General features: G+C 73.3%; 22 protein-coding genes and 1 other RNA gene. 13 read left to right on the top strand and 10 right to left on the bottom strand.

Annotated features, from left to right (window positions below):
• Positions 1-39: 39 nt before the first annotated feature.
• From ACH4VO_RS18830 to ACH4VO_RS18820, 3 genes are all read left to right on the top strand, one after another.
• Entirely contained in the window at positions 40-795 is a 756-nt protein-coding gene (locus tag ACH4VO_RS18830; protein ID WP_360989916.1) for an SDR family oxidoreductase, read from the top strand.
• A gap of 150 nt (positions 796-945) precedes the next feature.
• Complete coding sequence (locus ACH4VO_RS18825) at positions 946-1407, top strand: lamin tail domain-containing protein (protein ID WP_360989913.1); 462 nt, start codon at positions 946-948, stop codon at positions 1405-1407.
• A gap of 196 nt (positions 1408-1603) precedes the next feature.
• Entirely contained in the window at positions 1604-2458 is an 855-nt protein-coding gene (locus ACH4VO_RS18820; protein WP_360989910.1) for a PhzF family phenazine biosynthesis isomerase, read from the top strand.
• 12 nt (positions 2459-2470) lie between these two features.
• On the opposite strand, the gene ACH4VO_RS18815 is transcribed toward ACH4VO_RS18820, so the two are convergent.
• Positions 2471-3472 (bottom strand): aldo/keto reductase, encoded by a 1002-nt coding sequence (locus tag ACH4VO_RS18815; RefSeq protein WP_360989907.1) that lies wholly within the window; start codon positions 3470-3472, stop codon positions 2471-2473.
• Between the two features lie 80 nt (positions 3473-3552).
• On the bottom strand, positions 3553-4191 hold the full coding sequence (locus tag ACH4VO_RS18810) for a TetR/AcrR family transcriptional regulator (RefSeq protein WP_398440996.1): 639 nt from the start codon (positions 4189-4191) through the stop codon (positions 3553-3555).
• 103 nt (positions 4192-4294) lie between these two features.
• Between ACH4VO_RS18810 and ACH4VO_RS18805 the strand changes: the two genes are divergently transcribed.
• Complete coding sequence (locus ACH4VO_RS18805) at positions 4295-5743, top strand: MFS transporter (protein ID WP_360989903.1); 1449 nt, start codon at positions 4295-4297, stop codon at positions 5741-5743.
• A gap of 311 nt (positions 5744-6054) precedes the next feature.
• On the top strand, positions 6055-6957 hold the full coding sequence (locus ACH4VO_RS18800) for a glycosyltransferase (RefSeq protein ID WP_360989900.1): 903 nt from the start codon (positions 6055-6057) through the stop codon (positions 6955-6957).
• 437 nt (positions 6958-7394) lie between these two features.
• Here the strand turns inward: ACH4VO_RS18800 and ACH4VO_RS18795 are convergent, their stop codons facing one another.
• Positions 7395-7808, bottom strand: coding sequence for a DUF3618 domain-containing protein (locus ACH4VO_RS18795; RefSeq protein WP_360989897.1), 414 nt, complete (start codon positions 7806-7808; stop codon positions 7395-7397).
• Positions 7805-8239 (bottom strand): phage holin family protein, encoded by a 435-nt coding sequence (locus tag ACH4VO_RS18790; protein ID WP_398440993.1) that lies wholly within the window; start codon positions 8237-8239, stop codon positions 7805-7807. Before ACH4VO_RS18790 ends, ACH4VO_RS18795 begins: the two co-directional genes overlap by 4 nt.
• A 220-nt stretch (positions 8240-8459) precedes the next feature.
• Between ACH4VO_RS18790 and ACH4VO_RS18785 the strand changes: the two genes are divergently transcribed.
• On the top strand, positions 8460-9548 hold the full coding sequence (locus ACH4VO_RS18785) for a YihY/virulence factor BrkB family protein (RefSeq protein WP_360989895.1): 1089 nt from the start codon (positions 8460-8462) through the stop codon (positions 9546-9548).
• A gap of 67 nt (positions 9549-9615) precedes the next feature.
• Positions 9616-10164 (top strand): phosphatase PAP2 family protein, encoded by a 549-nt coding sequence (locus tag ACH4VO_RS18780; protein ID WP_360989893.1) that lies wholly within the window; start codon positions 9616-9618, stop codon positions 10162-10164.
• Between the two features lie 171 nt (positions 10165-10335).
• Here the strand turns inward: ACH4VO_RS18780 and rnpB are convergent.
• Positions 10336-10737, bottom strand: an RNA gene (rnpB, locus tag ACH4VO_RS18775) — RNase P RNA component class A.
• A 144-nt stretch (positions 10738-10881) separates the two neighbouring features.
• Between rnpB and yaaA the strand changes: the two genes are divergently transcribed.
• Complete coding sequence (gene yaaA / locus ACH4VO_RS18770) at positions 10882-11682, top strand: peroxide stress protein YaaA (RefSeq protein ID WP_360989890.1); 801 nt, start codon at positions 10882-10884, stop codon at positions 11680-11682.
• Positions 11683-11746: 64 nt separating this feature from the next.
• Positions 11747-12391 carry a bifunctional 4-hydroxy-2-oxoglutarate aldolase/2-dehydro-3-deoxy-phosphogluconate aldolase gene (eda, locus tag ACH4VO_RS18765; RefSeq protein ID WP_360989887.1) on the top strand — a complete coding sequence of 215 codons (645 nt, stop codon included), beginning with the start codon at positions 11747-11749 and terminating at the stop codon, positions 12389-12391.
• A gap of 13 nt (positions 12392-12404) precedes the next feature.
• Here eda and ACH4VO_RS18760 read toward each other — a convergent pair whose 3' ends face one another.
• The 4 genes from ACH4VO_RS18760 to ACH4VO_RS18745 all read right to left on the bottom strand — a co-directional run bounded on the left by ACH4VO_RS18760 (position 12405) and on the right by ACH4VO_RS18745 (position 16341).
• On the bottom strand, positions 12405-13640 hold the full coding sequence (locus tag ACH4VO_RS18760; protein WP_360989885.1) for a bifunctional RNase H/acid phosphatase: 1236 nt from the start codon (positions 13638-13640) through the stop codon (positions 12405-12407).
• On the bottom strand, positions 13640-14383 hold the full coding sequence (locus tag ACH4VO_RS18755; RefSeq protein ID WP_360990077.1) for a C4-type zinc ribbon domain-containing protein: 744 nt from the start codon (positions 14381-14383) through the stop codon (positions 13640-13642). Before ACH4VO_RS18755 ends, ACH4VO_RS18760 begins: the two co-directional genes overlap by 1 nt.
• Positions 14380-15216: a Nif3-like dinuclear metal center hexameric protein gene (locus tag ACH4VO_RS18750; RefSeq protein WP_360989881.1), complete on the bottom strand. Its 837-nt coding sequence runs from the start codon at positions 15214-15216 to the stop codon at positions 14380-14382. The genes ACH4VO_RS18755 and ACH4VO_RS18750 overlap by 4 nt, the downstream gene beginning before the upstream one ends.
• 84 nt (positions 15217-15300) lie before the next feature.
• Entirely contained in the window at positions 15301-16341 is a 1041-nt protein-coding gene (locus ACH4VO_RS18745) for an iron-siderophore ABC transporter substrate-binding protein (protein ID WP_360989879.1), read from the bottom strand.
• Positions 16342-17227: 886 nt separating this feature from the next.
• Between ACH4VO_RS18745 and ACH4VO_RS18740 the strand changes: the two genes are divergently transcribed.
• Positions 17228-18520: a hypothetical protein gene (locus ACH4VO_RS18740; protein WP_360990074.1), complete on the top strand. Its 1293-nt coding sequence runs from the start codon at positions 17228-17230 to the stop codon at positions 18518-18520.
• 113 nt (positions 18521-18633) lie between these two features.
• A complete protein-coding gene (locus ACH4VO_RS18735) occupies positions 18634-18810 on the top strand; it encodes a hypothetical protein (RefSeq protein WP_360989877.1) in 177 nt (58 codons plus the stop codon).
• Positions 18811-18982: 172 nt separating this feature from the next.
• Here the strand turns inward: ACH4VO_RS18735 and ACH4VO_RS18730 are convergent, their stop codons facing one another.
• Positions 18983-20416 (bottom strand): MFS transporter, encoded by a 1434-nt coding sequence (locus ACH4VO_RS18730; protein WP_360989874.1) that lies wholly within the window; start codon positions 20414-20416, stop codon positions 18983-18985.
• Positions 20417-20694: 278 nt separating this feature from the next.
• Here ACH4VO_RS18730 and ACH4VO_RS18725 point away from each other — a divergent pair, with 278 nt between their 5' ends.
• Positions 20695-22233, top strand: coding sequence for an MFS transporter (locus ACH4VO_RS18725; RefSeq protein ID WP_360989872.1), 1539 nt, complete (start codon positions 20695-20697; stop codon positions 22231-22233).
• Positions 22234-22349: 116 nt separating this feature from the next.
• Positions 22350-23006: a class I SAM-dependent methyltransferase gene (locus ACH4VO_RS18720; protein WP_360989870.1), complete on the top strand. Its 657-nt coding sequence runs from the start codon at positions 22350-22352 to the stop codon at positions 23004-23006.
• Positions 23007-23033 lie beyond the last annotated feature (27 nt).

The following is a 23033-nucleotide window of genomic DNA, read 5'->3' as shown; positions in this document are numbered from 1 at the left end:
GTGCCGGTGGCCGCCCGGCCTCGCGTACGCTGCCGGGCCATGGACTCCGAGCAGTCGATCGCTGTGGTGACAGGTGCGGGATCGGGCATCGGCAGGGCCGTCGCCCTCACTCTCTCGGGCGCGGGCTGGACGGTGGTCCTGGCGGGGCGGCGGGCCCTGCCGCTGGAGGAGACCGCCGCCGCGGCCGGGCCGGGCACCGCGGTGTGCGTCCCCGCCGACGTGACCGACCCGGACCAGGTGGCGACCCTCTTCTCCGGGGTACGGGAGCGCTTCGGGCGGCTGGACCTGCTCTTCAACAACGCGGGTACGTTCGGCCCGGCCGGCACGCCCGTGGAGGACCTCGCCCACGAGGACTGGCGCACGGTGGTGGACGTCAACCTGACGGGGGCATTCCTCTGCGCGCAGGGGGCCTACCGCCTGATGAAGAATCAGGACCCGCAGGGCGGACGGATCATCAACAACGGGTCCGTCTCGGCGCACGCGCCCCGCCCGCACTCGGTGGCGTACACGGCGACGAAGCACGCCCTGACGGGCCTGACGAAGTCGTTGTCCCTGGACGGGCGTCCGTACCGGATCGCCTGCGGGCAGATCGACATCGGCAACGCGGCGACCGACATGACGGAGCGGATGCGGAGCGGGACCCTCCAGGCGAATGGTGAGACGGCTGTCGAGCCGGTGATGGCGGCGGACGACGTGGCCCGCACGGTCCTGCACATGGCGCAGCTGCCGCTGGAGGCCAACGTGCAGTTCGCGACGGTCATGGCGACGGCCATGCCGTACATCGGCCGGGGCTGACTCCCGCCACGCCCGCCGAGCGTACGTATCTGTCCCCGAACGCGCCGCCGGATGAGGGAGTTTGCCGATTTCCGGCCTTGCGGCCCGGCGCGCGCGTACTCCCCGTATGCTGCTGACCTTCACCAGTTACACACAGAAGGACCACGCCGCATGCACATACGCACCGCCGCACCCCTTGCCCTGGCCGCCGCCGCACTGGCGGGCTCGCTCCTCGCCACGGCCCCCGCCTCCGCCGCCTCGCACCAGGGCGGGCTGCACCTCGGGAAGATCCAGTACGACAGCCCCGGCAAGGACACCAGGACGAACGCGTCCCTCGTGGCCGAGTACGTGGACATCCACAACAACGGCAGGTCCACGCTGCAGCTCAAGGGCTACAAGCTGAAGGACAACACCGGCTACACGTACACCTTCGGCAGCTACAGGATCGCCGCCGGCAAGACGGTCCGCGTCCACACCGGCAAGGGCAGGAACGCCGGGGCCCACGTCTACTGGGGCCGCGGCTCGTACGTCTGGAACAACACCGGGGACAAGGCGCGGCTCATCAAGCCCAGCGGCGCGCTGCTCGACTCCTGCTCCTGGACCAAGGGCAGCGGCGTCAAGTCCTGCCACTGACCGCAGTGACGGGCCGCCGCGCGCACGGGGGGCATGCGGCGGCCCGGGGTGGTCCGCGCCCCCGGGGTGGTCCGGGCCCCGGACCACCCCGGGGCGCGGACGGGCGCGACGGGGCAACGGGCGGGCCGGGTTCGGGGGAACGGGCCGGGGCGAGTCAGCGGGAATGCGCCGTCGCGGCCCTCGGTTGTCCTGCGACATGAGCCGACCCGACAGCACGCACGCCCTTCGCTACACCGCCTTCTCCGCCGACCCGGCCGGTGGCAACCCGGCCGGTGTCGTCCTCGACGCCTCGGGGCTCGACGAGGCGGCGATGCTCTCGATCGCCGCGGAGCTCGGCTACAGCGAGTCGGCGTTCCTCACCGAGCCGGACGGCCGGGGCGGCCACACGGTCCGCTACTTCAGCCCGAAGGCCGAGGTCCCCTTCTGCGGGCACGCCACGGTCGCGGCGGCCCTCGCCCTGGCCGAACGCGACGGCCCGGGCGACCTGCTGTTCCGCACCCCCGCCGGTACGGTCCCGGTCACGGTGGCCCGTACGGGCGACGAACTCCGCGCGACGCTCACCAGCGTCGAGCCCCGGGTCATGGACGTGGCACCGGACGAGGTGACGGAGGCCCTGGCCGCCCTGGGCTGGCCGGCCTCCGATCTGGACCCGGACCTGCCGCCCCGCATCGCCTACGCGGGCGCACGCCACCTGGTGCTGGCGGCGGCGACCCGGGAGCGGCTGGCGGACCTGTCCTACGACTTCGCCCGCCTCGAAGCCCTCATGCACCGGCTCGACCTGACGACGGTGCAGTTGGTCCGGCGCGCGTCCGCCTCGGTCTTCCACGTCCGCGACCCGTTCCCGGTCGGCGGTGTGGTCGAGGATCCGGCGACGGGCGCGGCGGCGGCCGCCTTCGGAGCGTACGCACGCGAGCTGGGGCTCGTCGCGGACGACGCCGTCCTCACCCTGCACCAGGGTGAGGACATGGGCCGCCCGGGAACCCTCACCGTCGAACTGCGCCCGGGTGACGCCCGGATCAGGGTGAGCGGTACGGGTACCCGGATCGGCTGACCCGCCCCGCGCCTATGGTGCGAGCAGGTCGGCGATCTCCGTCAGCTGACCAGGCCGCAGCGGGCCGCGGGAGAGGGCTGCGGCGTTCTCCTCGACCTGGGCGACCGTCCGGAATCCGGGGATCGGCACCGCCCGGCCGCTGCGGGCCCACAGCCAGCCGAGGGCGCCCTGGGCGAGGGTGCGGCCGTCCGCGGTCAGCACGTCCCGGATCGCCTCGACCCGTGCGGCCCAGTGCGCCGACGGGACGCCGCCCGCCTCGAACCAGTGCAGCCACGCGGGCGGGGCGGACCGGATGTCCCCGGCCGCCGCCCGCCGGCCCGGATCGCGTGCGCCGGTCAGCAGGCCCATCGCCAGCGGGCTCCGGATGATGCCGAGCAGACCCCGCTCCTCGCAGAGGTCCGGCATCCCGGGAGCGTCCTCCAGCACGTTGCACGCGTACTGGACGGCGGCGCAGTGCGCGCCCTCGGCGAACAGCGCCGCGCGCTCCGGGTCGTCGGTGCTCCATCCGTAGGCCCGGATCAGCCCTTCGGCGACGAAGCCCTCGCAGGCCTCGCGCAGTTCGGCCGCCTCCTCGGGCGGGGTGTCGCCCAGGTGCAGCTGGAAGAGGTCGATCCGGTCGGTCCGCAGCCTGCGCAGGGAGGCGACGAGTGCCTCACGGGCGTAGGCGGGCGACCGGTCGGCCCCGTCCATCACCCGGGTCCGCTCGTCGAACAGGTTGCCCCACTTGGTGGCGATGACGGCCTCGTCCCGCCGTCCCGCGAGCGCCCGGCCCATCACGCGTTCGCTGTGCCCGGCGCCGTACACGTCCGCCGTGTCGAAGAAGCGCACGCCCAGGTCCAGTGCCCGGCGGACCGCCGCCACCGACTCCTCGTCGTCCACCCTGCCCCAGCCGAGGGGGCTGCCGTCCGGCGCCGACCACTCGCCGCCGATCGCCCAGCACCCGAGGCCCAGCGCACCGGCCTCGATCCCGCTGCCGCCCAGTACTCTCGTCCGCCAGTTCGTCTGTGTGTCCATGAGCGCAGAAGCTACGAGTTGGAGTGCACGAGAGGTCAACCCCTTCCGGCCGGCCGATCCTCCGGATCACGTGCTCACCGTCAGATCACGTGCACGCCGGCCCGTGCCGCCACCGCGGCGGCCCGCGCGGCGCGGTCGGCGGCCGCGTCGTCGAGGGGGTCGCCGCTGGCGAGGAGCCGGTAGTACAGGGGCGCGGAGACGGCCCGGATCACCTCGCCGGCGTCGGTACCCGCGGGCAGCTCGCCGCGCTCGACCGCAGCCTCGACGCAGCCCGCCCACTCCGTGATGCGCACCGCGTAGAAGTGGTGCAGCGCCTGGGCGGTGCGGGTGTCGCAGGTGGCCGCGGCGATCACGGCGGCGAACAGGGCCCCCTGGCGCGGGTCGGTCAGCGTCCGCACGACCAGCCGGGCGTTGGCCCGGAGGTCCTCGTCCAGCGAGCCCGTGTCCGTACGCGGTACGGACTGCTCCGCCAGGTCCGTGAGCAGGTCGGCGACCAGGCCCGCGGGGGTCGACCAGCGCCGGTAGACGGTCGTCTTGCCGACCTCGGCGCGGCGGGCGACGTCGGCGAGGTCGAGGCGGTCGAAACCGTGCTCGACCAGCGCGTCACCGGCCGCCCGCAGGACGGCCTCCCGCACGCGGGCCGTGCGCCCGCCGGGGCGGACCATGCCCGGCTCCACTCCTTCGGCGTCCGCTGTCCCGCCCATGCCCTCAACCTTCATAACGGTTCTCCAGTTCCATTAGCCGCTCACCCCCTGCTACGGTGACACCCACCTTAACGGAACCGCAGGCCCGTTAAAGCGTTCACCTCAGGAAAGGGCATCCATGTCCGCGTCCAGCACCGCCTCCACCGGGGCGCCCCTCGCACCCCCGGCCTCCCCCCGCATGACCGGCCGCCAGAAGCTCGTCCTCGTCCTCCTCCTCGGCGCACAGTTCATGATCGCCGTGGACTTCTCCATCCTGAACGTCGCCCTGCCCGCCGTCGGCAAGGGTCTCGGCTTCTCCCTCGCCCACCTCCAGTGGATCGCCACCTCCTTCGCCCTCGCCGCCGCCGGCTTCACGCTGCTGTTCGGCCGGATCGCCGACCTTCTCGGGCGCAAGCGCCTGTTCATCGGCGGCATGGTCGTCCTCGGCCTCTCCTCCGTACTGGGCGGGCTCGCCACCACACCGGGCATGCTGCTCACCGCCCGCGTCCTCCAGGGGCTCGCCACCGCGGCCGTCACCCCGGCCGGACTCGCCCTGCTCACCACGGCGTTCAAGGAGGGACCGCTGCGCGAGCGAGCCCTCGGCCTCAACGGTGCCCTCATGTCGGCGGGTTTCACGGCGGGGGCCGTCCTCGGGGGACTGCTGACCGATCTGCTCTCCTGGCGCTGGGCCTTCCTCATCAACGTCCCCGTCGCCGCGCTCGTGGTCGCGCTCGCCCCGTCCGTGATCGCCGACTCGCGGCCGGCCGTACGGGCGAAGCTCGACGTGCCCGGCGCCGTGACCGTCACCGGCGGCCTGCTGCTGCTGGTGTTCGGCCTGACGCAGGCGGGCGAGAGCGGCTGGACCTCGCCCACCGCTCCGGCCGCACTGCTCGCCGGCGCGGCGCTCCTCGCCGCCTTCCTCCTGGTCGAGAAGCGTGCGGCGGCGCCCCTGGTTCCGCTGCGCATCCTGAAGCGGCCGACCGTGGTCTGGGGCAACGCCACCGGGCTGATCGCCTTCGTCACCGAGACGTCCCTGGTCTTCCTGCTCACTCTCTACCTCCAGGAGGTCCTCGGCTACTCCCCGCTCGCCACCGGACTCGCCTTCGGGGTCCTCGGCATCGGCACCGTGGCCGGCGGCATGCTCGGCGGCCGGGCGGTCGGCCGGTTCGGCACCCGGCGCACGATCGTCCTGGGCGGCGTCGTACAGGCCGCCGCCACCCTCTCCCTGGTGGCGCTCGGCAGCTCCGGCGGCTGGATCGCACTCCTGCTGGCCGCGACCTTCGTCGGCGGTGTCGGCAACATGCTGGTGATCGTGGGCTTCATGGTCACCGCGACCTCCGGACTCCCCGACGAGGAGCAGGGCCTGGCCACCGGGCTCGCCACGATGACGCAGCAGGTCGGCATCACGATGGGCATCCCGGTCATGAGCGCGATCGTCACCGCCCGGACGGGCGGCGCCACCGGTCCGGACGCGGTGCTGTCCGGGGTCTCGACGGCGGTCCTCGTCAACGCGGCGATCGTCCTGGCCGGCGCCCTGCTCGCCGGCGCGTTCCTGGGCCGGCGAGGTGCGCGGACCTCCGCCGGGTGAGCCGGGTGCGGCCAGGTGGGTTCGGGTGCGGCGCGGAAGCGGCCCCGGTACGGCCGGAAGCGGCCCGGTGCGCCGGCCCGGAGCCGGCACGACCGGACACGAGCCGGAGCGAGTCGCGCCCGGGCCCCGGGCCGGGCGCCCGGCAGGATGGCGCTCAGGGCACCACCGCCCGTCCGCCCCGGCGCGAATCGAACGGGGACCGGCCTTCCGGTGGACGGGTCACCACCGGAGGGTGAACAGCGGGACGTTACGATCGCGGGCACCGCGGACCGGTCGAAACCGCTGCCGCCGAACCTCAGGAGTACCGCACCTTGTCCCCACCACGCATCGGCGTATCCGTCGTCACCATGGGAGACCGCCCGCAGCAGGTCGAGGCGCTGCTGGCGTCCGTGGCCATGCAGGACGTACGCCCCGCCCGCGTCGTCATCGTCGGCAACGGCTCACCGCTCCCCGACTACAGCGCCTTCCCCGGCCTGACCGGCCTGGCCGGCGGGGTGACGACGATCGAGCTCGACGAGAACCTCGGCTGCCCCGGCGGCCGCAACGCCGCCCTGGCCCGGCTCGCCGAACTCGGTGACGTGGACGTCGTCATCGAGCTGGACGACGACGGACTCCTGGTGGACAAGGGCGTCTTCCGCGCGGTGCGGGACCTGTACGCCGCCGACCCCCGCCTCGGCATCGTCGGTTTCCGCATCGCCGACGAGCACGGCGAGACCCAGCGCCGCCACGTCCCCCGCCTGCGCGCCGGTGACCCGATGCGCGGAGGGCCGGTCACCGCCTTCCTCGGCGGCGGCCACGCCCTCTCCATGAAGATGCTCGCCGAGACCGGGCCGTGGCCCGCCGAGTTCTTCTTCACCCACGAGGAGACGGACCTGTCCTGGCGTGCCCTCGACGCGGGCTGGAAGATCGTGTACGAACCCGGTCTGCTGCTCCAGCACCCGAAGACGTCCCCCGCCCGGCACGCGGTCTACTACCGGATGACGGCCCGCAACCGCGTCTGGCTGGCCCGCCGCAACCTGCCGCTGCCCCTGATCCCCGCCTACCTCGGCACCTGGATCCTGCTCACCGCCGCCCGCACCCGGTCGGCCACCGGCCTGCGCGCCTGGGCGGGCGGCTTCGCCGAGGGAGTCCGCACCCCGTGCGGCGTGCGCAGCCCGATGCGCTGGCGCACGGTCTGGCGGATGACCCGCCTCGGCCGCCCCCCGGTCATCTGACGGTCGGGGGCGGCCCGGCGCGGAAGAGGAGCGGCGGACCGCGGGCTCGGCCAGGGGCCGCCCGGAACGGATCGGCTCAGGCACCGGCCTCACGGGAGTCCGGCCTGATCCGAACGACAGATCCCGAGGTGGGAAACACGTGCGACGGACCGATCGATCCCCGTCGAAAGGGGCATGCCCGGTCGTCGAGCGCGCGTCGGCGTCGCAGTGGCCCCTCCCCGCACACCACCGCGAGCGCCCCGTCATCGCGTGCTGCGCGGCAGCCGTACCCCGGCTGCCGCACCCGGCGCGTCAGCGGTCCTGGGGCGTGTGTCGAAAGTAGCGCCGTCCGCCCGAAGGGCAGGCTCGGCGGTGTCCGGTGCGTGCAATCCCGACAACGCGGCGAGTGTGCGTGCCGGACACCGCCGGCAGGCGGGACTTTCGATACACGCCCCTAGCTAGTTCTTGCGCCGCAGGACCAGCCAGGTGACCAGCAACGCCGCACCACCGGCGATCAGTGCACCGCGGTGGTTCCGCACGGACGCGGGCGCCTTGTCCTGCCACAGCTGGTCCGCCCGAGCCGCCTTGTCCTTGACGGGACCGGGCAGCTTCTCCTGAAGCGCCTGCGTGGCCCGGGCCGTCTTCGCCTTGGCCTGCCCGCCCATCTCCGCCGCCTTGAGGGCCGCCTGGTCCTTCAACACGGCCGCCTTCGCCTGGGCGACGGCCGCCTTCTCCTGCGCCCGTGCCGTGACGTCCGTCTTGTCGGCCAGCGCCTGGACCGTCTCCCCCAGCTCGTGGCGCGTGTGCTCCACTCGCTGACGCAGTTCTTCGGGCGTGGGGGCGTTGTGCTCGTCCTGAGGCTGCTGGGTCATCGGTGGGCACTCTCCTTGATTTCGGCCACATCGGCCTTGACGCTGTCCACAGTCCGTTCAGGGGTGAGTGGTGCCGCCTGACTGACCTGCTTCTTCCCGGCCAGTGCGAGTACGGCGGCGACGGCACCGAGCACGGCGGTGACGATCAGCGCGGCCGCCCACACGGGCAGCGGCACCGCGAGCGCGGCGACGGCGGTGCCGACGAGCGCCTGGAGGGCGAGAACGCCGAACAGTCCGGCACCGCCGAACAGTCCCCCGCCCTTGCCGTAGCGCTTGCCCTTCTCCTTCATCTCCGCCTGCGCCAAGAGCATCTCTCCGCGCACCAGCTCCGTCAGCTGATGCGAGGCGCGCTGCACCAGCTCGCCCACCGGTTCGGCGTCGGCGGACGTGTCACGGCCGGGCTCTGCGGAGCGCGGGTACTGACTGGTCACGTCCTCCACCTCCTGTCGTATCGCGGTTCATCACGTTGTCGCGTGCTTCGCCCCACCTGGGGCCTGTATGGAGCTGTCCCGCGGGACAGCTCCATACAGGGCAATACACCTAGGTCGGATGTGAAGCCGGGTACCCGAACTGAGCGCATCAACGCACCTCGGACGGCACCTCGTCACCTGTCCCCCGCATGACGGGAAGCGAGCAGGGCATTCGTCGCGCATGGCGCTACGACGAGAACCAGTAAGGACAGCTGCCGCACATCGCGGAACCGAGGACACGACCGGCCCCCCGGCCGACGCCGAAGCCGAGGACGACGTGAAGCGCTTCGGCCCCGACGAACAGGCGGAGCGGCGGGCGCCGGACACGCCGACCGACCTGCCGAAGCGTTCCTGGGCGGCGGCGCTGAAGGGAAGCCTGCGCGAGTTCAAGGACGACGAACTCGCCGACCGGGCCGCGGCCTTGACCTACTACGGAGTGCTCTCCCTGTTCCCCGCACTGCTGGTGCTCGTCTCGCTGCTCGGCATCACCGGCAAGTCCGCCACGGACAAGGTGCTGACCAATCTCCAGCAGCTCGCGCCCGGCTCGGCCAGAGACATCATCACGCGCGCGGTCGAGCAGTTGCAGGGCAACGGCGGAACCGGCTCGGTGATGGCGATCGTGGGCCTGGTGCTGGCCGTGTGGTCGGCCTCGGGGTACGTGGCGGGCTTCATCCGCTCCGCGAACGCCGTCTACGACGTGCCCGAAGGCCGCCCGGTATGGAAGGTCCTTCCCGTACGGGTCGGGGTGACCGTGGTCCTGATGGTACTGGCCGTGGTCAGCGCCCTGATCGTGGTCTTCACCGGCGGAATCGCCCGACAGGCCGGAGCAGCGCTGGGCATCGGTGACAGCGCGCTGACGGTGTGGTCGATCGCCAAGTGGCCGGTGCTGGTCGTCCTGGTCACGGCCATGATCGCGATTCTGTACTGGGCTACCCCGAACGCCAAGGTCAAGGGCTTCAAGTGGATCACCCCGGGCAGTCTCCTCGCCCTGGTGATCTGGTTGATCGCTTCCGCCGGATTCGCTTTCTACGTGGCGCACTTCTCGTCGTACAACAAGACGTACGGCACGATGGCCGGCGTGGTCGTCTTCCTCGTCTGGCTGTGGATCAGCAACCTGGCCATCCTGCTCGGCCTGGAGTTCGACGCGGAGACCGCACGTCAGCGCGCCATCGCGGGCGGCCACCCGCCGGAGGCCGAGCCGTACGTCGAACCCCGGGACACCCGTGCATGGGACGAGCAGGACGTGCAGCGCATGGACGAGACCCGATGACCCCGAAAGGGCCCTGTCACGCATGCGGGGCGGACATGAACGGACATACACCTAGATCATGCTGAACATGCAGACGATACGCGCGGCGGACCGGCGGCTGACCATGCGGGCGGCCGCCTGGGACACCCGCACCATCGGCACTCCTCTGTCACTCGTGGAAGAGGCCGCGGAACACACCAAGCTGTGGTGCGGCACCGCCGCGGCCCTGGCCGTCCTCGGCGGCCGGCGCGGCCGCAGGGCCGCCCTTTCGGGCCTGGCCTCCATGGCCCTGGCACAGCTGCTCTCCAACGCGGCCTGCAAGCAGCTGGTGGAGCGACCTCGGCCCCCCAAGGAGTGGATTCCCCACGACGAAGTGGACGACCGCCCCGACTCCTCGTCCTTCCCTTCGGGACACACCGCCGCCGCTACGGCCTTCACCACGGCGGTGGCCCTCACGTGGCCCGCCGTAGGAGCGGTCTGCGCGATCCCGGCCGCGATGGTGGCCGTCGAGCGCGTCCACAGCGGCGCCCACTACCCCAGCGACGTCACCGCCGGGGCCGCGATCGGCCTGGCCGGCACCTGGATCATCCGGCACCTTCGCGGCCCGGTGCGCCGTTACGTACGCCGCCTCGCCTAAGGGCTGTCCCGCGACCGGCCATGTACGTCCCCTGAGGAGCGTCGTCCGGCGCATGCGCTCACAAGGCGGCCGGAAGTCCTGCCGGCGGAGCCACCCGGACTTCCGGCCACGCCGCGAGCGTGTGTGCTGGGCGACGCCAGGGGGCGAGTTCGCCGGGAGGGGCATGAGCGGCAGACGAGTCGGGCTGTACGCCGGGTTCTGTCGCCCGGTCGCCTCGCGGCGGCCGGGGAGACGGCCATCCATCTAGGACCGGCATTGCTGCCGGCCTCGTGCGGTCTACCCGCGAACTCGGGCGGGCCGCCCTCGGACGTTCGCGCAGGACCGTCTTGCGACGGCCCCTCTTGACCTTGCTCCGGGTGGGGTTTACCTAGCCGCCTGAGTCACCTCAGGCGCTGGTGGTCTCTTACACCACCGTTTCACCCTTACCCGGGACCGAGGTCCCGGGCGGTCTGTTTTCTGTGGCACTGTCCCGCGAGTCACCCCGGGTGGCCGTTAGCCACCACCCTGCCCTGTGGAGCCCGGACGTTCCTCGGGAGGATCCGGAGATCCCCACGCGGCCGTCCGCCCGGCTCGTCTGCCGTGCGGCCCATGGTACCCGGCGGGCCGGGCGGCCCGGACTGCCGCCGGACGTCCGGCCACCTGACCAGCCGGTCCCCGTACCCTTGCCGGGGGCCTCCTTGACGCGAGGCCCCGTTCCGCGTGTGAAGGAGAACCCCCGTGCTCGTGCTGTTGCCGCCCTCCGAAGGAAAGGCCGCACCGGGGCGCGGAGCACCCCTGAAGCTCGAGACCCTGTCCCTGCCGGGCCTCGCCGGGGCCCGCGCCACCGTCCTGGACGAGCTGGTCGAGCTGTGCCTGGCCGACGGGGACAAGGCCCGCGAGGTGCTCGGACTGAGCGAGGGGCTGCGCGGCGAGATCGCGAAGAACGCGGAGCTGCGCACGGCCGCGACCCGGCCGGCCGGGGAGATCTACACGGGGGTGCTGTACGACGCCCTCGGTCTGGCCACGCTGGACGCGGCGGCCCGGCGCCGGGCGGGGAAGTCGCTACTGGTCTTCTCCGGGCTGTGGGGTGCCGTCCGGGTGGGCGACCGGATCCCGTCCTACCGCTGCTCGATGGGCGTGAAGCTCCCCGGACTGGGCGCCCTCGGCGCGTACTGGCGGGGCCCGATGGCCTCCGTCATGCCGGAGGCGGCCGGGGGCGGGCTCGTCCTGGATCTGCGGTCGTCCGCGTACGCCGGGGCGTGGAAGCCGGCGGGCGAGGTGGCGGAGCGCACCGCGAGCGTGCGGGTGCTCCAGTCCCAGGTGGTGGACGGGGTCGAGAAACGGTCGGTGGTCAGCCACTTCAACAAGGCGACCAAGGGCCGGATGGTCCGCGATCTGCTGACCTCCGGGGCACGGCCGAAGGGGCCGGCGGAGCTGGTGGACGTGCTGCGCGGTCTCGGTTACGTGGTGGAGGCGCAGGCTCCGGAACGGGCCGGGCGAGCATGGGCGCTCGACGTGGTGGTCACCGAGATCCACTGACCGCCATTGCAGCATGCGCAACGCTCATTGCGTACCGTGTCGTCCGCGCGGCAGGATGAGCCCCATGACCTCCTCCGCGCCCGCCGCCCTGTCCGCTTCCGTACTGGACCTCGCCCCCGTCGTCCCCGTCGTGGTCCTGGAGGACGCGGCCGACGCGGTACCGCTGGCCCGCGCGCTCGTCGCGGGCGGGCTGCCGGCGATCGAGGTGACGCTGCGGACGGCCGCCGCGCTGGAGGCGATCCGGGCGATCGCCACCGAGGTGCCGGACGCCGTCGTGGGCGCCGGCACGGTGATATCCGTACGGAACGTGCGCGAGACGGTCGGGGCCGGGGCGCGCTTCCTGGTCAGCCCGGGCTGGACGGACACCCTGCTGGACGCGATGAAGGCGGCCGGTGTGCCGTTCCTGCCGGGGGTCTCGACGACGTCGGAGGTCGTCGCGCTGCTGGAACGCGGCGTCACGGAGATGAAGTTCTTCCCGGCCGAGGCGGCGGGCGGCACGGCCTATCTCAGGGCCCTGTCCGCACCGCTCCCCCAGGCCCGGTTCTGCCCGACGGGCGGGATCTCGCTCGCCTCCGCGCCCTCGTACCTCGCCCTGCCGAACGTCGGCTGCGTGGGCGGCAGCTGGATGGTGCCGGGCGACGCGGTGGCGGCGAAGGACTGGCCCAGGGTGGAGCGGCTGGCCGCCGAGGCGTCGGCCCTGCGCGGCTGACGGCGCCCGCCTGTCAGCGCAGGTGCGAGGTGTCGTTGAGGAGCCTGAGGGAGGCGTTGCCGTCCGCGTAGTACGCCACCGTCGAGACGGAGGCGGGCAGCAGCTCCATGCGGAACAGCGACTCCGGTGGTGCGCCCAGCGCCAGCCTGACCAGGGTCTTGATGGGGGTGACGTGGGTGACCAGCAGCGCCGTGCGCCCCGCGTAGCGGGAGACCAGCCGGTCGCGGGTGGCCGACACCCGCTCGGCCACCTCGGCGAAGCTCTCGCCTCCACCCGTGGGAGCCGCGTCGGCGGACGCGAGCCAGGCGGTCAGATCGGGGCCGTAGCGCTCGCGCACCTCGGCGAAGGTGAGGCCCTCCCACGCTCCGAAGTCGGTCTCGCGCAGGCCGTCCTCGACACGGACCTCCAGGCCGAGCGACTCCGCCACGACCGCGGCCGTCTCGCGGCAGCGGCGCAGCGGGGAACTGACGATCTCCTGGACCGTGCCGCGGGCGGCGAAGGCCTCCGCCGCGCAGGCGGCCTGGTGCCGGCCGACGGGCGAGAGTGCGGGGTCGCCGCCGCCGCTGCCGGAGAACCGCTTCTCGGGGGTCAGTGCCGTCTCGCCGTGCCGGAGCAGGAGGAAGGTGGCTGGCGCGCCCAGGTCGGGTGCGCTCGCCCAGCCCACCTGCGGAGTGGCCACCGCCGGGCGGGCCGCCGCCATCGCGGCCCGGACCTTCGCGGCACCCGCGACGGCGTCCCCGGGCGGCCCTGCGGGCGGCTCGGGGAGCGCCGGCGTACGCGGTGTCTCCAGGTCGGCCGCCGAGGAGGCCGGGTCCCACCGCTCGCCCCGCCTGCCCGCGTCCATCGCCTCGTTGGCCAGCCGGTCGGCGTGCTTGTTGCTCTCGCGCGGGATCCACTCGTACGTGACGGCGGAGGCGGGCAGGATGCGCGCGGCCTCCGCCGCGAGCGGCTTCATGTCGGGGTGCTTGATCTTCCAACGGCCCGACATCTGTTCGACCACCAGCTTGGAGTCCATCCGGACACGGACCTGTACGGGCGTGTTCGGGAAGAGCTCCTTCACCGCCCTGAGACCGGCGATCAGGCCCCTGTACTCGGCGACGTTGTTCGACGCGAAGCCGATGTACTCGGCGGTCTCGGCGAGGGTCACGGCGTCGGCCGGGTCGATGACGACCGCGCCGTAGCCGGCGGGTCCCGGGTTGCCCCGGGAGCCGCCGTCGGCCTCGACGACCAGCTGGCGCGGAGCCGTCATTACAGGCCCGACTCCGAGGTCCGAACGAGGATGCGGTGGCAGTTCTCGCAGCGCAGGACGGTGTCGGGGGACGCGGCCTTCACGTCGTTGACCTCCGTGATGTTCAGCTCGAGGCGGCAGCCCTCGCAGCGCCGCTGGTAGAGCCGGGCCGCGCCGACGCCGCCCTGCTGGGCGCGCAGCTTGTCGTACAGCTTGAGCAGATCGGCGGGAACGGCCCCGGCGACGACCTCGCGGTCCTTGGCGACGGTGGCGGCCTCGGCGTCGAGTTCGGCGGTCGCCGCGTCCCGGCGGGCGGTGGCGTCGTCGACCTTGGCCTGGACGGCGCTGACGCGCTCGGTCAGTTCGGCGACGCGCTCCTGCGCGGACTCGCGGCGCTCCATGATCTCGAGGACCACGTCCTCCAGGTCGCCCTGGCGCTTGGCGAGCGAGGTGATCTCGCGCTGCAGGCTCTCCAGATCCTTGGGCGAGGAGACGGCGCCGGAGTCGAGCCGCTGCTGGTCGCGTACGGCGCGCTGGCGCACCTGGTCGACGTCCTGCTCCGCCTTCGTCTGCTCGCGGGTGGTGTCGCTCTCCTCGGTCTGGGAGGCGACCAGCAGGTCGCGCAGCTGCGCGAGGTCGCTGTTGAGCGAGTCGATCTCGGCGTGCTCGGGCAGGGACGTGCGCTTGTGGGAGAGCTGCGACAGACGTACGTCGAGGGCCTGGACTTCGAGGAGTCGGATCTGGTCGGCGGGCGCGGCGTTCAGTTGGGGGCTCCAGAAGAGTGGTGGGTGGTCCAGGGGTCGGTGACCTGCTTCGAGACGTGGACCCGCAGGTCCCATCCGTGGCGGTCGGAAATCGCGTCGAGCTCCGCGGCGGCCTGCTCGCACCAGGGCCATTCGGTGGCCCAGTGGGCGGCGTCGACCAGGCCGAGCGCCGAGTGCTGGACGGCCTCGGAGGCCGGGTGGTGGCGCAGGTCCGCGGTGAGGAAGGCGTCGACGCCCGCGGCGCGTACGGCGTCGAAGAGGCTGTCGCCGGAGCCGCCGCTCACCGCGACGCGCCGCACGACGGCGTCCGGGTCGCCCGCGAGGCGGATGCCCTGCGCGGTGGCGGGCAGCCGGTCGGCGGCGCGGGCGGCGAACGCGCGGAGCGTCTCGGGGTGGTCGAGCTCGCAGATCCTGCCCAGTCCGCGGCGGCCTTCGGTGTCGCCCGGGTCCGGCACGAGCGGGCCGGTGACCCGCAGGTCCAGCGCGGCGGCGAGGGCGTCGGAGACCCCGGGGTCGGCGGTGTCGGCGTTGGTGTGCGCGACGTGCAGGGCGATGCCGTGCCGGATGAGGTCGTGCACGACCCGGCCCTTGAAGGTGGTGGCCGCGACCGTCGTCGTACCGCGCAGGTAGAGCGGGTGGTGGGTGACGATCAGCTGGGCGCCGAGCGTGCGGGCCTCGTCGGCGATCTGCCGGACGGGGTCGACGGCGAAGAGGACCCGATCGATCTCCGCCTCGGGGTCGCCGCAGACCGTGCCGACCGCGTCCCAGCCTTCGGCCCGCTCGGGAGGCCAGAGGGCGTCGAGCTCGGCGATGACTTCAGACAGACGGGGCACGGGGGAAAGGCTACCTGTCCGCCGTGCCCCGCCGCCCCTGCCGGCCGGAGCCCGTACGGGCGGGCTCCGGCCGGTCACGAACCGTTACTTCACGAGGTCGGCCCGGAGGTCGTCCAGTACGAGGTCGGCCGAGGTGACCCCGAGGCCGAGGTACCAGGTCTCGTCCGGGACGTCCTTGGCCCGGCCGGCCTTGACCGCGTCGAGGTTCTTCCACAGCGGGTTGGCCTGGGCGGTGTCGCGCTCGGTGGCCTTCGCGTCGCCGTAGACGCCCGTGAAGATCCAGTCGGCGTCGGCCTGGTCGATGTTCTCCGGGCTGATCTCCGTGGCGAGGTCGTCGATCTGCTGGTTCTTGGGCCGGGGCAGACCGGCGTCCTCCAGGATGGTGCCGATGAAGGAGGCCTTCGCGTACAGGCGGATCCGGTCCGGGAGGTAGCGGACCATGGAGATCGTCGGCTTGTCCGGGCCGATGTCCTCGCCGAGCTTCTTGGCCTTCGCCTCGTACGCGGCGAGCTCGGCCTCGGCCTTCGCCGTCCTGTCGAGCGCGGCCGCGTTGAGGAGGTAGTTCTCCTTCCAGGTGAAGCCCGGGCGGATGGAGAAGACGGTCGGCGCGATCTTGGAGAGTTCGTCGTACTTGTCGGCGGCGCGCAGCTGGCTGCCGAGGATCAGGTCGGGCTTCAGGCCGGCGATCGCTTCCAGGTTCAGGCTGTTGATCGTGCCGACGCTCTTGGGCTCACCGGCGTCCTTCTCCAGGTACGACGGGATGGCAGCGTCGCCCTCGGACGGTGCGTAGCCCACGGGCTTCACACCAAGCGAGACCACGTTGTCGAACTCACCGACGTCCAGGACGACGACGCGCCGGGGCGCGGCCTTGATCTCGGTGCTGCCCATGGCGTGGGTGACCGTACGGGGGAATTCGCCGGCCTCGGCGTCCGTGCCGTACCCCGCGGTCTTCTTCGCGGCGTCACCGAAGTCCTTGCCGCCCGTGGCGACGGACGCCTTCTTGTCGCCCCCGGCGCTGGCCGACGCGGAGTCCCCCGACGTGTCGTCACCACCGCACGCCGAGAGGGAAAGGGCGGCAGCCACCGCCAGGCCGACTGCGGCGGTACCGCGGCGTCGAAGGGACATCATTCGCTCCAGTTCGGGACTCTCACCAGAAAATCTTAGGGAAGGCTAACCTTTCACACGTGTCACCGTCAGCACAGCCACCCCCTCCCCTTCAGGCAAACCGGGACACCGCCACCCGTATGTGTGAAGTGCGATGTCTCGTGTTGTCCGGCAGGACGTGCGAAAACTAGCTTCGGTGGCCGGAGGTGACCGCACCATGACTGTCTGTACTGCCGGGAACGAGACCACAGGGCCCGCGAAGGCTGCCACGACGGTGGACCTCGCGCCCGGGCCCGCGGGAACGGACGCACCCGCCGAGTCCGGGAAACCCCTCGTCTACGGAAGCGGGGGGCCGGACCTGTCCGGCGGGAAGTCGAACCTGTCCGGCGGGGGCGCGGTCTCCGGGACCGCCGGGGTGCGCGGCAGGGCGCGCGGAGGCGGCTGGTCCCGCGCGGCCACGATGCCCGCCGGAGCGGCCGCGTATATCGGGACGGCAGGAGCGCAGCCCGTCGGCGGCGGCGCGGGGACCGCCACGGCGGTCGCTGCGGCCACCTCGGCCGGCGCCGCCAGGACCGCCGGCGCCGGTGCGGCACCGTTGCGCAGCAAGGCCGTTGCGTCGCCAGGTGCCTTCGGGGTGCGGGAAACCGTTGAGGCCCGGGAAGCCGTCGGAGTCGGAGGTGCCGTGGAGGTCCGGGGTGCCGTGGAGGCCCGGGGTGCCGTGGAGGTCCGGGGTGCCGCTGAGGTCCGGGGTGCCGTCGGAGCCGGCGCGTCCTCCGCGCCCGGTGACCACCAGGAGCACGGCCCGCTCGACAGGCCGGGCCCCCGGGGGCCGGACGGCGCCCCGGCCAGCACGACGGCCCGGAACGGCCCCCCGGCAGAGCCCGCACCCCAGGCCCGGCCCACACCCCTGAACGCCCCCACACCCACACCCACGCCCCAGGACGCACCCGCATCCCCGGCCAGGACGACGGCCCAGGACAGCCCCCCGGCAGAGCCCGCACCCCGGGCCCGGCCCACGCCCCGGAACGCCACGGCACCCCGGGCGGCCGGAACCGGCGCCCACGCCCGGCCTGTCCCGCCCCCGCGTCTCGTGCCGCCGGCGCTCACCATCGCCGCCGACCACTCGTACGCCGCCCGGCTCACGGCTGCGGCCGGGGGCGGTACCGACGGGGAGAGCGGCGATCCGGCCTGGTTCACCGAGCGGTGGACCCTCGACGGCCCCGAGCCCTACGCCGTCCCCCTCCCTCTCGACCAGCCTGAGGAAGCCGACTCCGACGTGCTGCCCCTCTCCGACGGACGGGTCCTGATCCGGCGGCGGGTGGCCGACCGGCACGCGTTCTCACTCCTCTACCCGACCGGGCCGGGGACGGGCGAACTCCCCCTCGGCTCCCTCGCAGGCGAAGCGCCGGTCCTCCTGCCCCCGTCCCCCGACGGCATGAGCGCCTACGCCCTGCTCCCTGGTCACCGCTCCACCGCCGTCTGGCTCGTGGCCGGTGGCGCCTACGGGCCCGAACACATCGCCGACGTACCGGGCTTCTGTTCGGGCGGCTCATGGCTGGACCGGGAGGGCCGACTGCTCGCCCTGGACCGGCGGCTGCCGGGCGGGGGACCGGTGAAGGCCGTCGCCGTGGACCTGGGCCGGGGCGGTGTGGTGACACCGCTGCTGCAGATCGCGCCGGACAGCAACGACCGGCTGCTGCTGGCCGACCCGGACAGCGGACTGCTGCTGATCCGCTCGGACGCTCCGGGATCCGACCGCCTCGGCTGGGGGGTGCTCGGCAGCTGCCTGCCGGTGCGCTTCCCCGAGTGCCTGCACCCCCCGGACGTGACCGTGACGCCGTTCGCCGTGCAGCCGGGCCGGATGCTGATGCCCGAGAGCTGCGCGGTGGCGCTGCGGATGGACGGACCGGCGGGCAGCTGGGTCGGGCTCTGGCGCCCGCAGGGGCGCCGGCTCCACCTGTGTGCCGCACCGGAGGGATGGCTGGCCGGGACGGGGTTCTGGTCCCGGGAAGGGGTCCTGCACCTCCCGTACGCGCAGGAGGGTGTGCCGTGCGCCGTGGCCCTGGTCGAGGCACCGGCGGAAGAGACGTGCCGGACGTCCGCGCACGGCACGGAACCGCCGGGGGCGGGCTCGCCCGCCGTATGCAGACCGGTCCCGCTCGGCCAGGCGCCGCTGACCGGCCGCACGGCGACTGGATAAACTCCGGGCCGGGCTACGCGGCCGTTCCGTGCGGTACCGACGGTGACCGCGTCGGTTGGCGGTGGCGGGCCCGGTGCACACATGTAGGCGATTGCAACGGGGAGACTTTCCACATGTCTGAGGTCCGAACCGACACGACCCGCACGCGCCCGCCGACGGCGGACGCGGAACGGGCCGACGCCGGCGGCTCCGGAAAACACAGAGGGGGCGCGTCGGCGGAGAACACCGCCGCGCAGCCGCACGGACGCCATCGCCGCCCCTCCCAGGGGAGCGGCAGCGCGGCGGCCTGAACCGCGTCGCAGGGGACACCGGGCCGCCACGGCCGAACGGCCGTGGCGGCCCTCGGCGTTCACGGTCCGCCCGGCGCTCGGCCTCTGTCGTCGCGCGGTCCCTGCACCCCTGCCGCTGGGGCGTCCCGGCGAACCCGTGGGAAACGGCTCCGACCCGGTCACGGAGAGAACGTCAGCCCGCCTGTTTCCGGGGCCTGCCCGGCAGCCACACGAGCATCAGCACCACGCCCGCCAGCAGCACCCCGGTGGCCGTGCGGAAGGCCGTCGCGTAGCCGGCCGTGATGTCCGCCGCCGCCGTGGAGCCCCCGGTGCGTGCGGCGGCCACCGTCGAGAGCACCGCGAGACCCAGCGCGCCCCCCATGGTGCGGGAGGTGTTGACGAGCCCGGAGACGAGGCCGGCGTCACCGGGTGCGGCTCCCGAGGTGGCGAGCGTGGCCAGCGGGGTGGAGGCCAGTCCGGCCCCGGCCATCATCAGGACGCCGGGGAGGCAGACGGCGGTGAGGTACGAGCCGTGCACGCCCATCGTGGACTGCCAGCCGAAGCCGGCGGCGGTGACCAGGAAGCCGGTCACGGCCAGGGCCTTGGCACCGGTCCACATCATGAGGCGGGGTGCGGCCTTCGAGGCGACGACGACGGCGGCCGAGCTCGGCATGAGGGCGAGGCCGGCCTCCATCGGCGTGTATCCCAGCACGTTCTGGGAGTACACGGTCATGAAGTACCACATGCAGAAGGTGGCCGAACCCATCAGCAGCATCGACACGTTGGCCGCCGAGACGGCCCGCACCCCGAGGACGCGCAGCGGCATCAGCGGGGCCGCCGTGCGCGCCTCGACGAGGACGAAGACGCCGAGCAGGGCGAATCCGCCGAGCAGCGGCCCGAGGGTGACGGCGGCCCCCCAGCCGGCGGCCTCGGTCTGCACGATGCCGTACGCGACCGAGGCGAGGCCCGCCGTGACGAGGACCGCGCCCGGCAGGTCGACGCGGCGCCGGTCGCCCGCCCGGCCCTCGGCCAGCCACAGCGCGGCACCGGCCAGGACGAGGGCGCCGACCGGCACGTTGATGAGCAGGACCCAGCGCCAGGAGAGGGCGCCGGTGAGGACACCGCCGATCAGCCCGCCCGCGGCGCCGCCGCCCGCCCCGACCGCCATCCAGGTGCCGATCGCCCGCGATCGGGCGGGGCCCTCGGGGACGGCGGCCGTGAGGAGCGTGAGGGTCGCCGGGGAGAGGACGGCGGCGCCCAGCCCCTGCGCGGCGCGGGCGGCCAGCAGGTGCCAGCCCTCCTGGGCGAGTCCGCCGGCCAGGGAGGCGGCGGTGAAGAGGCCGAGCCCGGTCAGGAACATCCGCTTGCGGCCGTAGATGTCGGCGGCCCGCCCACCGAGCAGCATGAAGCCGGCGAAGGCGATCGAGTAGGCGTTGACGACCCACTGCAGCCCGGGAGCGCTCAGTGCGAGGTCGTCCCGCATGGAGGGCAGCGCCACATTGACGACGGACACGTCGAGGACGACCAGGAACTGGCCGGTGCAGGCCGCGACGACCACGGCCCAGGTGCGGGTTCTCGAACGGGCGGGCAGCCGCGTGGGCGTGGAGAGGTCAACCATGGGTGTCATCCTCCCAGGCGATCTGTGCCCGGTACATCGGTGTGCGGGCGGTACGGGACCGCGACCGACGACGTAGGACCCTCTGCTGCGGACCGCCCCCCGTTCGCGGTCCGTTCACCGGAATACCCCGCGTGCACGAAAGCGTTCAGTGTGCACACAGTTCGTGGCCGGCGCCGCCCGCACGCGGCGACCCGGTGCTGCCCGTGCCCCGACGCCCGGGCGGCCCGCCGGCCGCGTTCTGCCCTGTCCGGCCCCTTTCCACTTCCCCGCCCTCGGAGGCCCCACGTATGCAACGGACGACGACCGGACAGCTCACCGGGGAACCGGCCGGGCCACGCGAGGGCCGTGGCGTGGTCCCCGTGCTCGCGTTCGCGGGGATCACCGTCGCGGTGATGCAGACCCTGCTCGTCCCCGTCATCAAGGACCTGCCCGCGCTGCTCGGCACCGATCCCGCGAACGCGACGTGGGTGATGACCGCCACCCTGCTCGCCGGAGCCGTCTCGACCCCGATCATGGGCCGGCTCGGTGACCTGTACGGCAAGCGCCGGATGCTGCTGGCCAGCCTCGCCGTCATGGTGATCGGCTCGCTGGTCTGCGCCACCACCCACGATCTCGTGGTCATGATCGTGGGGCGTGCCCTCCAGGGCTTCGCCATGGGCGCGATCCCGCTGGGCATCGGCATCATGCGCGACGTGCTGCCGCGCGAGAAGCTCGGTTCGGCGATGGCTCTCATGAGCTCGTCGATCGGGGTGGGCGGCGGACTCGCCCTGCCCGCCGCCGCGCTCATCGCCCAGCACGCCGACTGGCACACGCTCTTCATAGCCTCGGCGGTGCTCGGGGTGCTGGCCATGGCCCTGACCGTCCTCGTCGTACCGGAGTCCGCGCTGCGCGCCCCGGGGCGCTTCGACCTCGTCGGCGCGCTGGGGCTCTCCCTCGGCCTGGTCTGCCTGCTGCTCCCCGTGACCAAGGGAGGGGACTGGGGCTGGACCTCGCCCCTGACCCTCGGGCTGATCGCGGCGTCGCTGCTGATCCTGGTGGCGTGGGGGCTCTTCGAGCTGCGCAGCCCGGCACCGCTGGTCGATCTGCGCACCAGCGCCCGCCGCGAGGTGCTCCTCACCAACCTGGTCTCGATCATGGTCGGGGTCGCCTTCTACGCCGTGTCCCTGGTGCTCCCGCAACTGCTCCAGCTGCCCGCGTCCACGGGGTACGGGCTCGGGCAGTCCATGGTCGTGGCGGGCCTCTGCGTGGCGCCGCTGGGCCTCACGATGATGTTCGTGGCCCCGCTGTACGCCCGGCTCTCCGCCCGTCGCGGGCCCAAAGCCACCCTGATGCTCGGCATGCTGGTCATCGCGGTCGGGTACGGGGCGGGGCTCGGCCTGATGAGCGCCGCCTGGCAGACCGTGGTGATCGCGGTGGTGCTCGGGGCCGGTATCGGGCTCGCCTACTCCTCACTGCCCGCCCTGATCATCGGCGCGGTCGACGCGTCCGAGACCGGCGCGGCCAACGGGCTGAACACGCTGATGCGTTCGATCGGCACCTCGCTGTCCAGCGCGGTGATCGGCATGGTGCTGGCGAACACCTCGGCGCGGATGGGCACCGTGGACGTACCCACCATGGACGGCTTCCGGACCTCCTTCATGATCGCGACGGGTGCCGTGCTGGTCGGCCTGCTGCTGGCCGCCTTCCTGCCCTCGCAAGGGCCCGCCCGTCCGGTGCTGCTGGCCAGCAGCACGGACGACGCGACGGCCGCCGCGGGGCCCATGCCGGAGCTGGACCGCGCCGTGGTCGCCGTCAGCGCCGCGGAGCGTCGAACCCCCGCGGGGTGAGCGGCGGCCGGGAGACACCCGGCCCCGCCCGCGTACGCCCCCGCCGACCCGTGCCGCGGGGGCGTACGGCACGATGGGGCGCCGTCCCGATCCACCGTCCCACCAGGAGGAACCCCGTGGCCGCCGAGTCCGCTGCCGGGCCCACGCCGGAGATTCTCGCCGCGTTCGAGGCCGCGAAGGGCTTCATGCCGGCGCACGAAGGGCTCGCCCTGTACGCGGCGGCCGTCGACGCCGGCGCGCTCGGACTGCCGCTGCTGGAGGTCGGCACCTACTGCGGGCGCTCCACGATCCTGCTCGCCGACGCCGCCCGGGCGGCCGGGGTGACCGCGCTCACCGTCGACCACCACCGGGGCAGCGAGGAGCAGCAGCCGGGCTGGGAGTACCACGACCCGTCGGTGGTGGATCCCGAGGCCGGCCGGATGGACACCCTGCCCACCTTCCGCCGGACGCTGCACGCGGCCGGTCTGGAGGAGCACGTGGTGGCGCTCGTCGGACGCTCCCCGCAGGTCGCCGCCGTGTGGGGCGGGCGGCTCGGTCTCGTCTTCATCGACGGCGGGCACACCGACGAGCACGCGAACGCCGACTACGAGGGGTGGGCCCCGAAGGTCGCCGAGGGCGGGCTGCTCGTCATCCACGACGTGTTCCCCGACCCGGCCGACGGTGGGCAGGCGCCTTACCGGATCTACCGACGCGCCTTGGGATCCGGCGCGTTCACCGAGATCTCGGTGACGGACTCGCTGCGGGTCCTGCGGCGTTCGGGGCCGGGTGTCTGAGGGGCACGGATAGCATCACGACGTGCG

This window comes from Streptomyces sp. NPDC020780 (assembly GCF_044334475.1).
In the GTDB taxonomy this organism is placed as follows: domain Bacteria; phylum Actinomycetota; class Actinomycetes; order Streptomycetales; family Streptomycetaceae; genus Streptomyces.
The sequence above is the reverse complement of the archived record's forward strand: the minus strand, read 5'-3'. Positions and strand labels throughout refer to the sequence as shown.

Excerpts from the sequence above, each read along its gene's own strand:
- ACH4VO_RS18830 (WP_360989916.1), top strand. The coding sequence starts at position 40 with ATGGACTCCGAGCAGTCGATCGCTGTGGTGACAGGTGCGGGATCGGGC.
- ACH4VO_RS18825 (WP_360989913.1), top strand. The coding sequence starts at position 946 with ATGCACATACGCACCGCCGCACCCCTTGCCCTGGCCGCCGCCGCACTG.
- ACH4VO_RS18820 (WP_360989910.1), top strand. The coding sequence starts at position 1,604 with ATGAGCCGACCCGACAGCACGCACGCCCTTCGCTACACCGCCTTCTCC.
- ACH4VO_RS18815 (WP_360989907.1), bottom strand. The coding sequence starts at position 3,472 with ATGGACACACAGACGAACTGGCGGACGAGAGTACTGGGCGGCAGCGGG.
- ACH4VO_RS18810 (WP_398440996.1), bottom strand. The coding sequence starts at position 4,191 with ATGAAGGTTGAGGGCATGGGCGGGACAGCGGACGCCGAAGGAGTGGAG.
- ACH4VO_RS18805 (WP_360989903.1), top strand. The coding sequence starts at position 4,295 with ATGTCCGCGTCCAGCACCGCCTCCACCGGGGCGCCCCTCGCACCCCCG.
- ACH4VO_RS18795 (WP_360989897.1), bottom strand. The coding sequence starts at position 7,808 with ATGACCCAGCAGCCTCAGGACGAGCACAACGCCCCCACGCCCGAAGAA.
- ACH4VO_RS18785 (WP_360989895.1), top strand. The coding sequence starts at position 8,460 with ATGGCGCTACGACGAGAACCAGTAAGGACAGCTGCCGCACATCGCGGA.
- ACH4VO_RS18780 (WP_360989893.1), top strand. The coding sequence starts at position 9,616 with ATGCAGACGATACGCGCGGCGGACCGGCGGCTGACCATGCGGGCGGCC.
- eda (WP_360989887.1), top strand. The coding sequence starts at position 11,747 with ATGACCTCCTCCGCGCCCGCCGCCCTGTCCGCTTCCGTACTGGACCTC.
- ACH4VO_RS18760 (WP_360989885.1), bottom strand. The coding sequence starts at position 13,640 with ATGACGGCTCCGCGCCAGCTGGTCGTCGAGGCCGACGGCGGCTCCCGG.
- ACH4VO_RS18745 (WP_360989879.1), bottom strand. The coding sequence starts at position 16,341 with ATGTCCCTTCGACGCCGCGGTACCGCCGCAGTCGGCCTGGCGGTGGCT.
- ACH4VO_RS18735 (WP_360989877.1), top strand. The coding sequence starts at position 18,634 with ATGTCTGAGGTCCGAACCGACACGACCCGCACGCGCCCGCCGACGGCG.
- ACH4VO_RS18730 (WP_360989874.1), bottom strand. The coding sequence starts at position 20,416 with ATGACACCCATGGTTGACCTCTCCACGCCCACGCGGCTGCCCGCCCGT.
- ACH4VO_RS18725 (WP_360989872.1), top strand. The coding sequence starts at position 20,695 with ATGCAACGGACGACGACCGGACAGCTCACCGGGGAACCGGCCGGGCCA.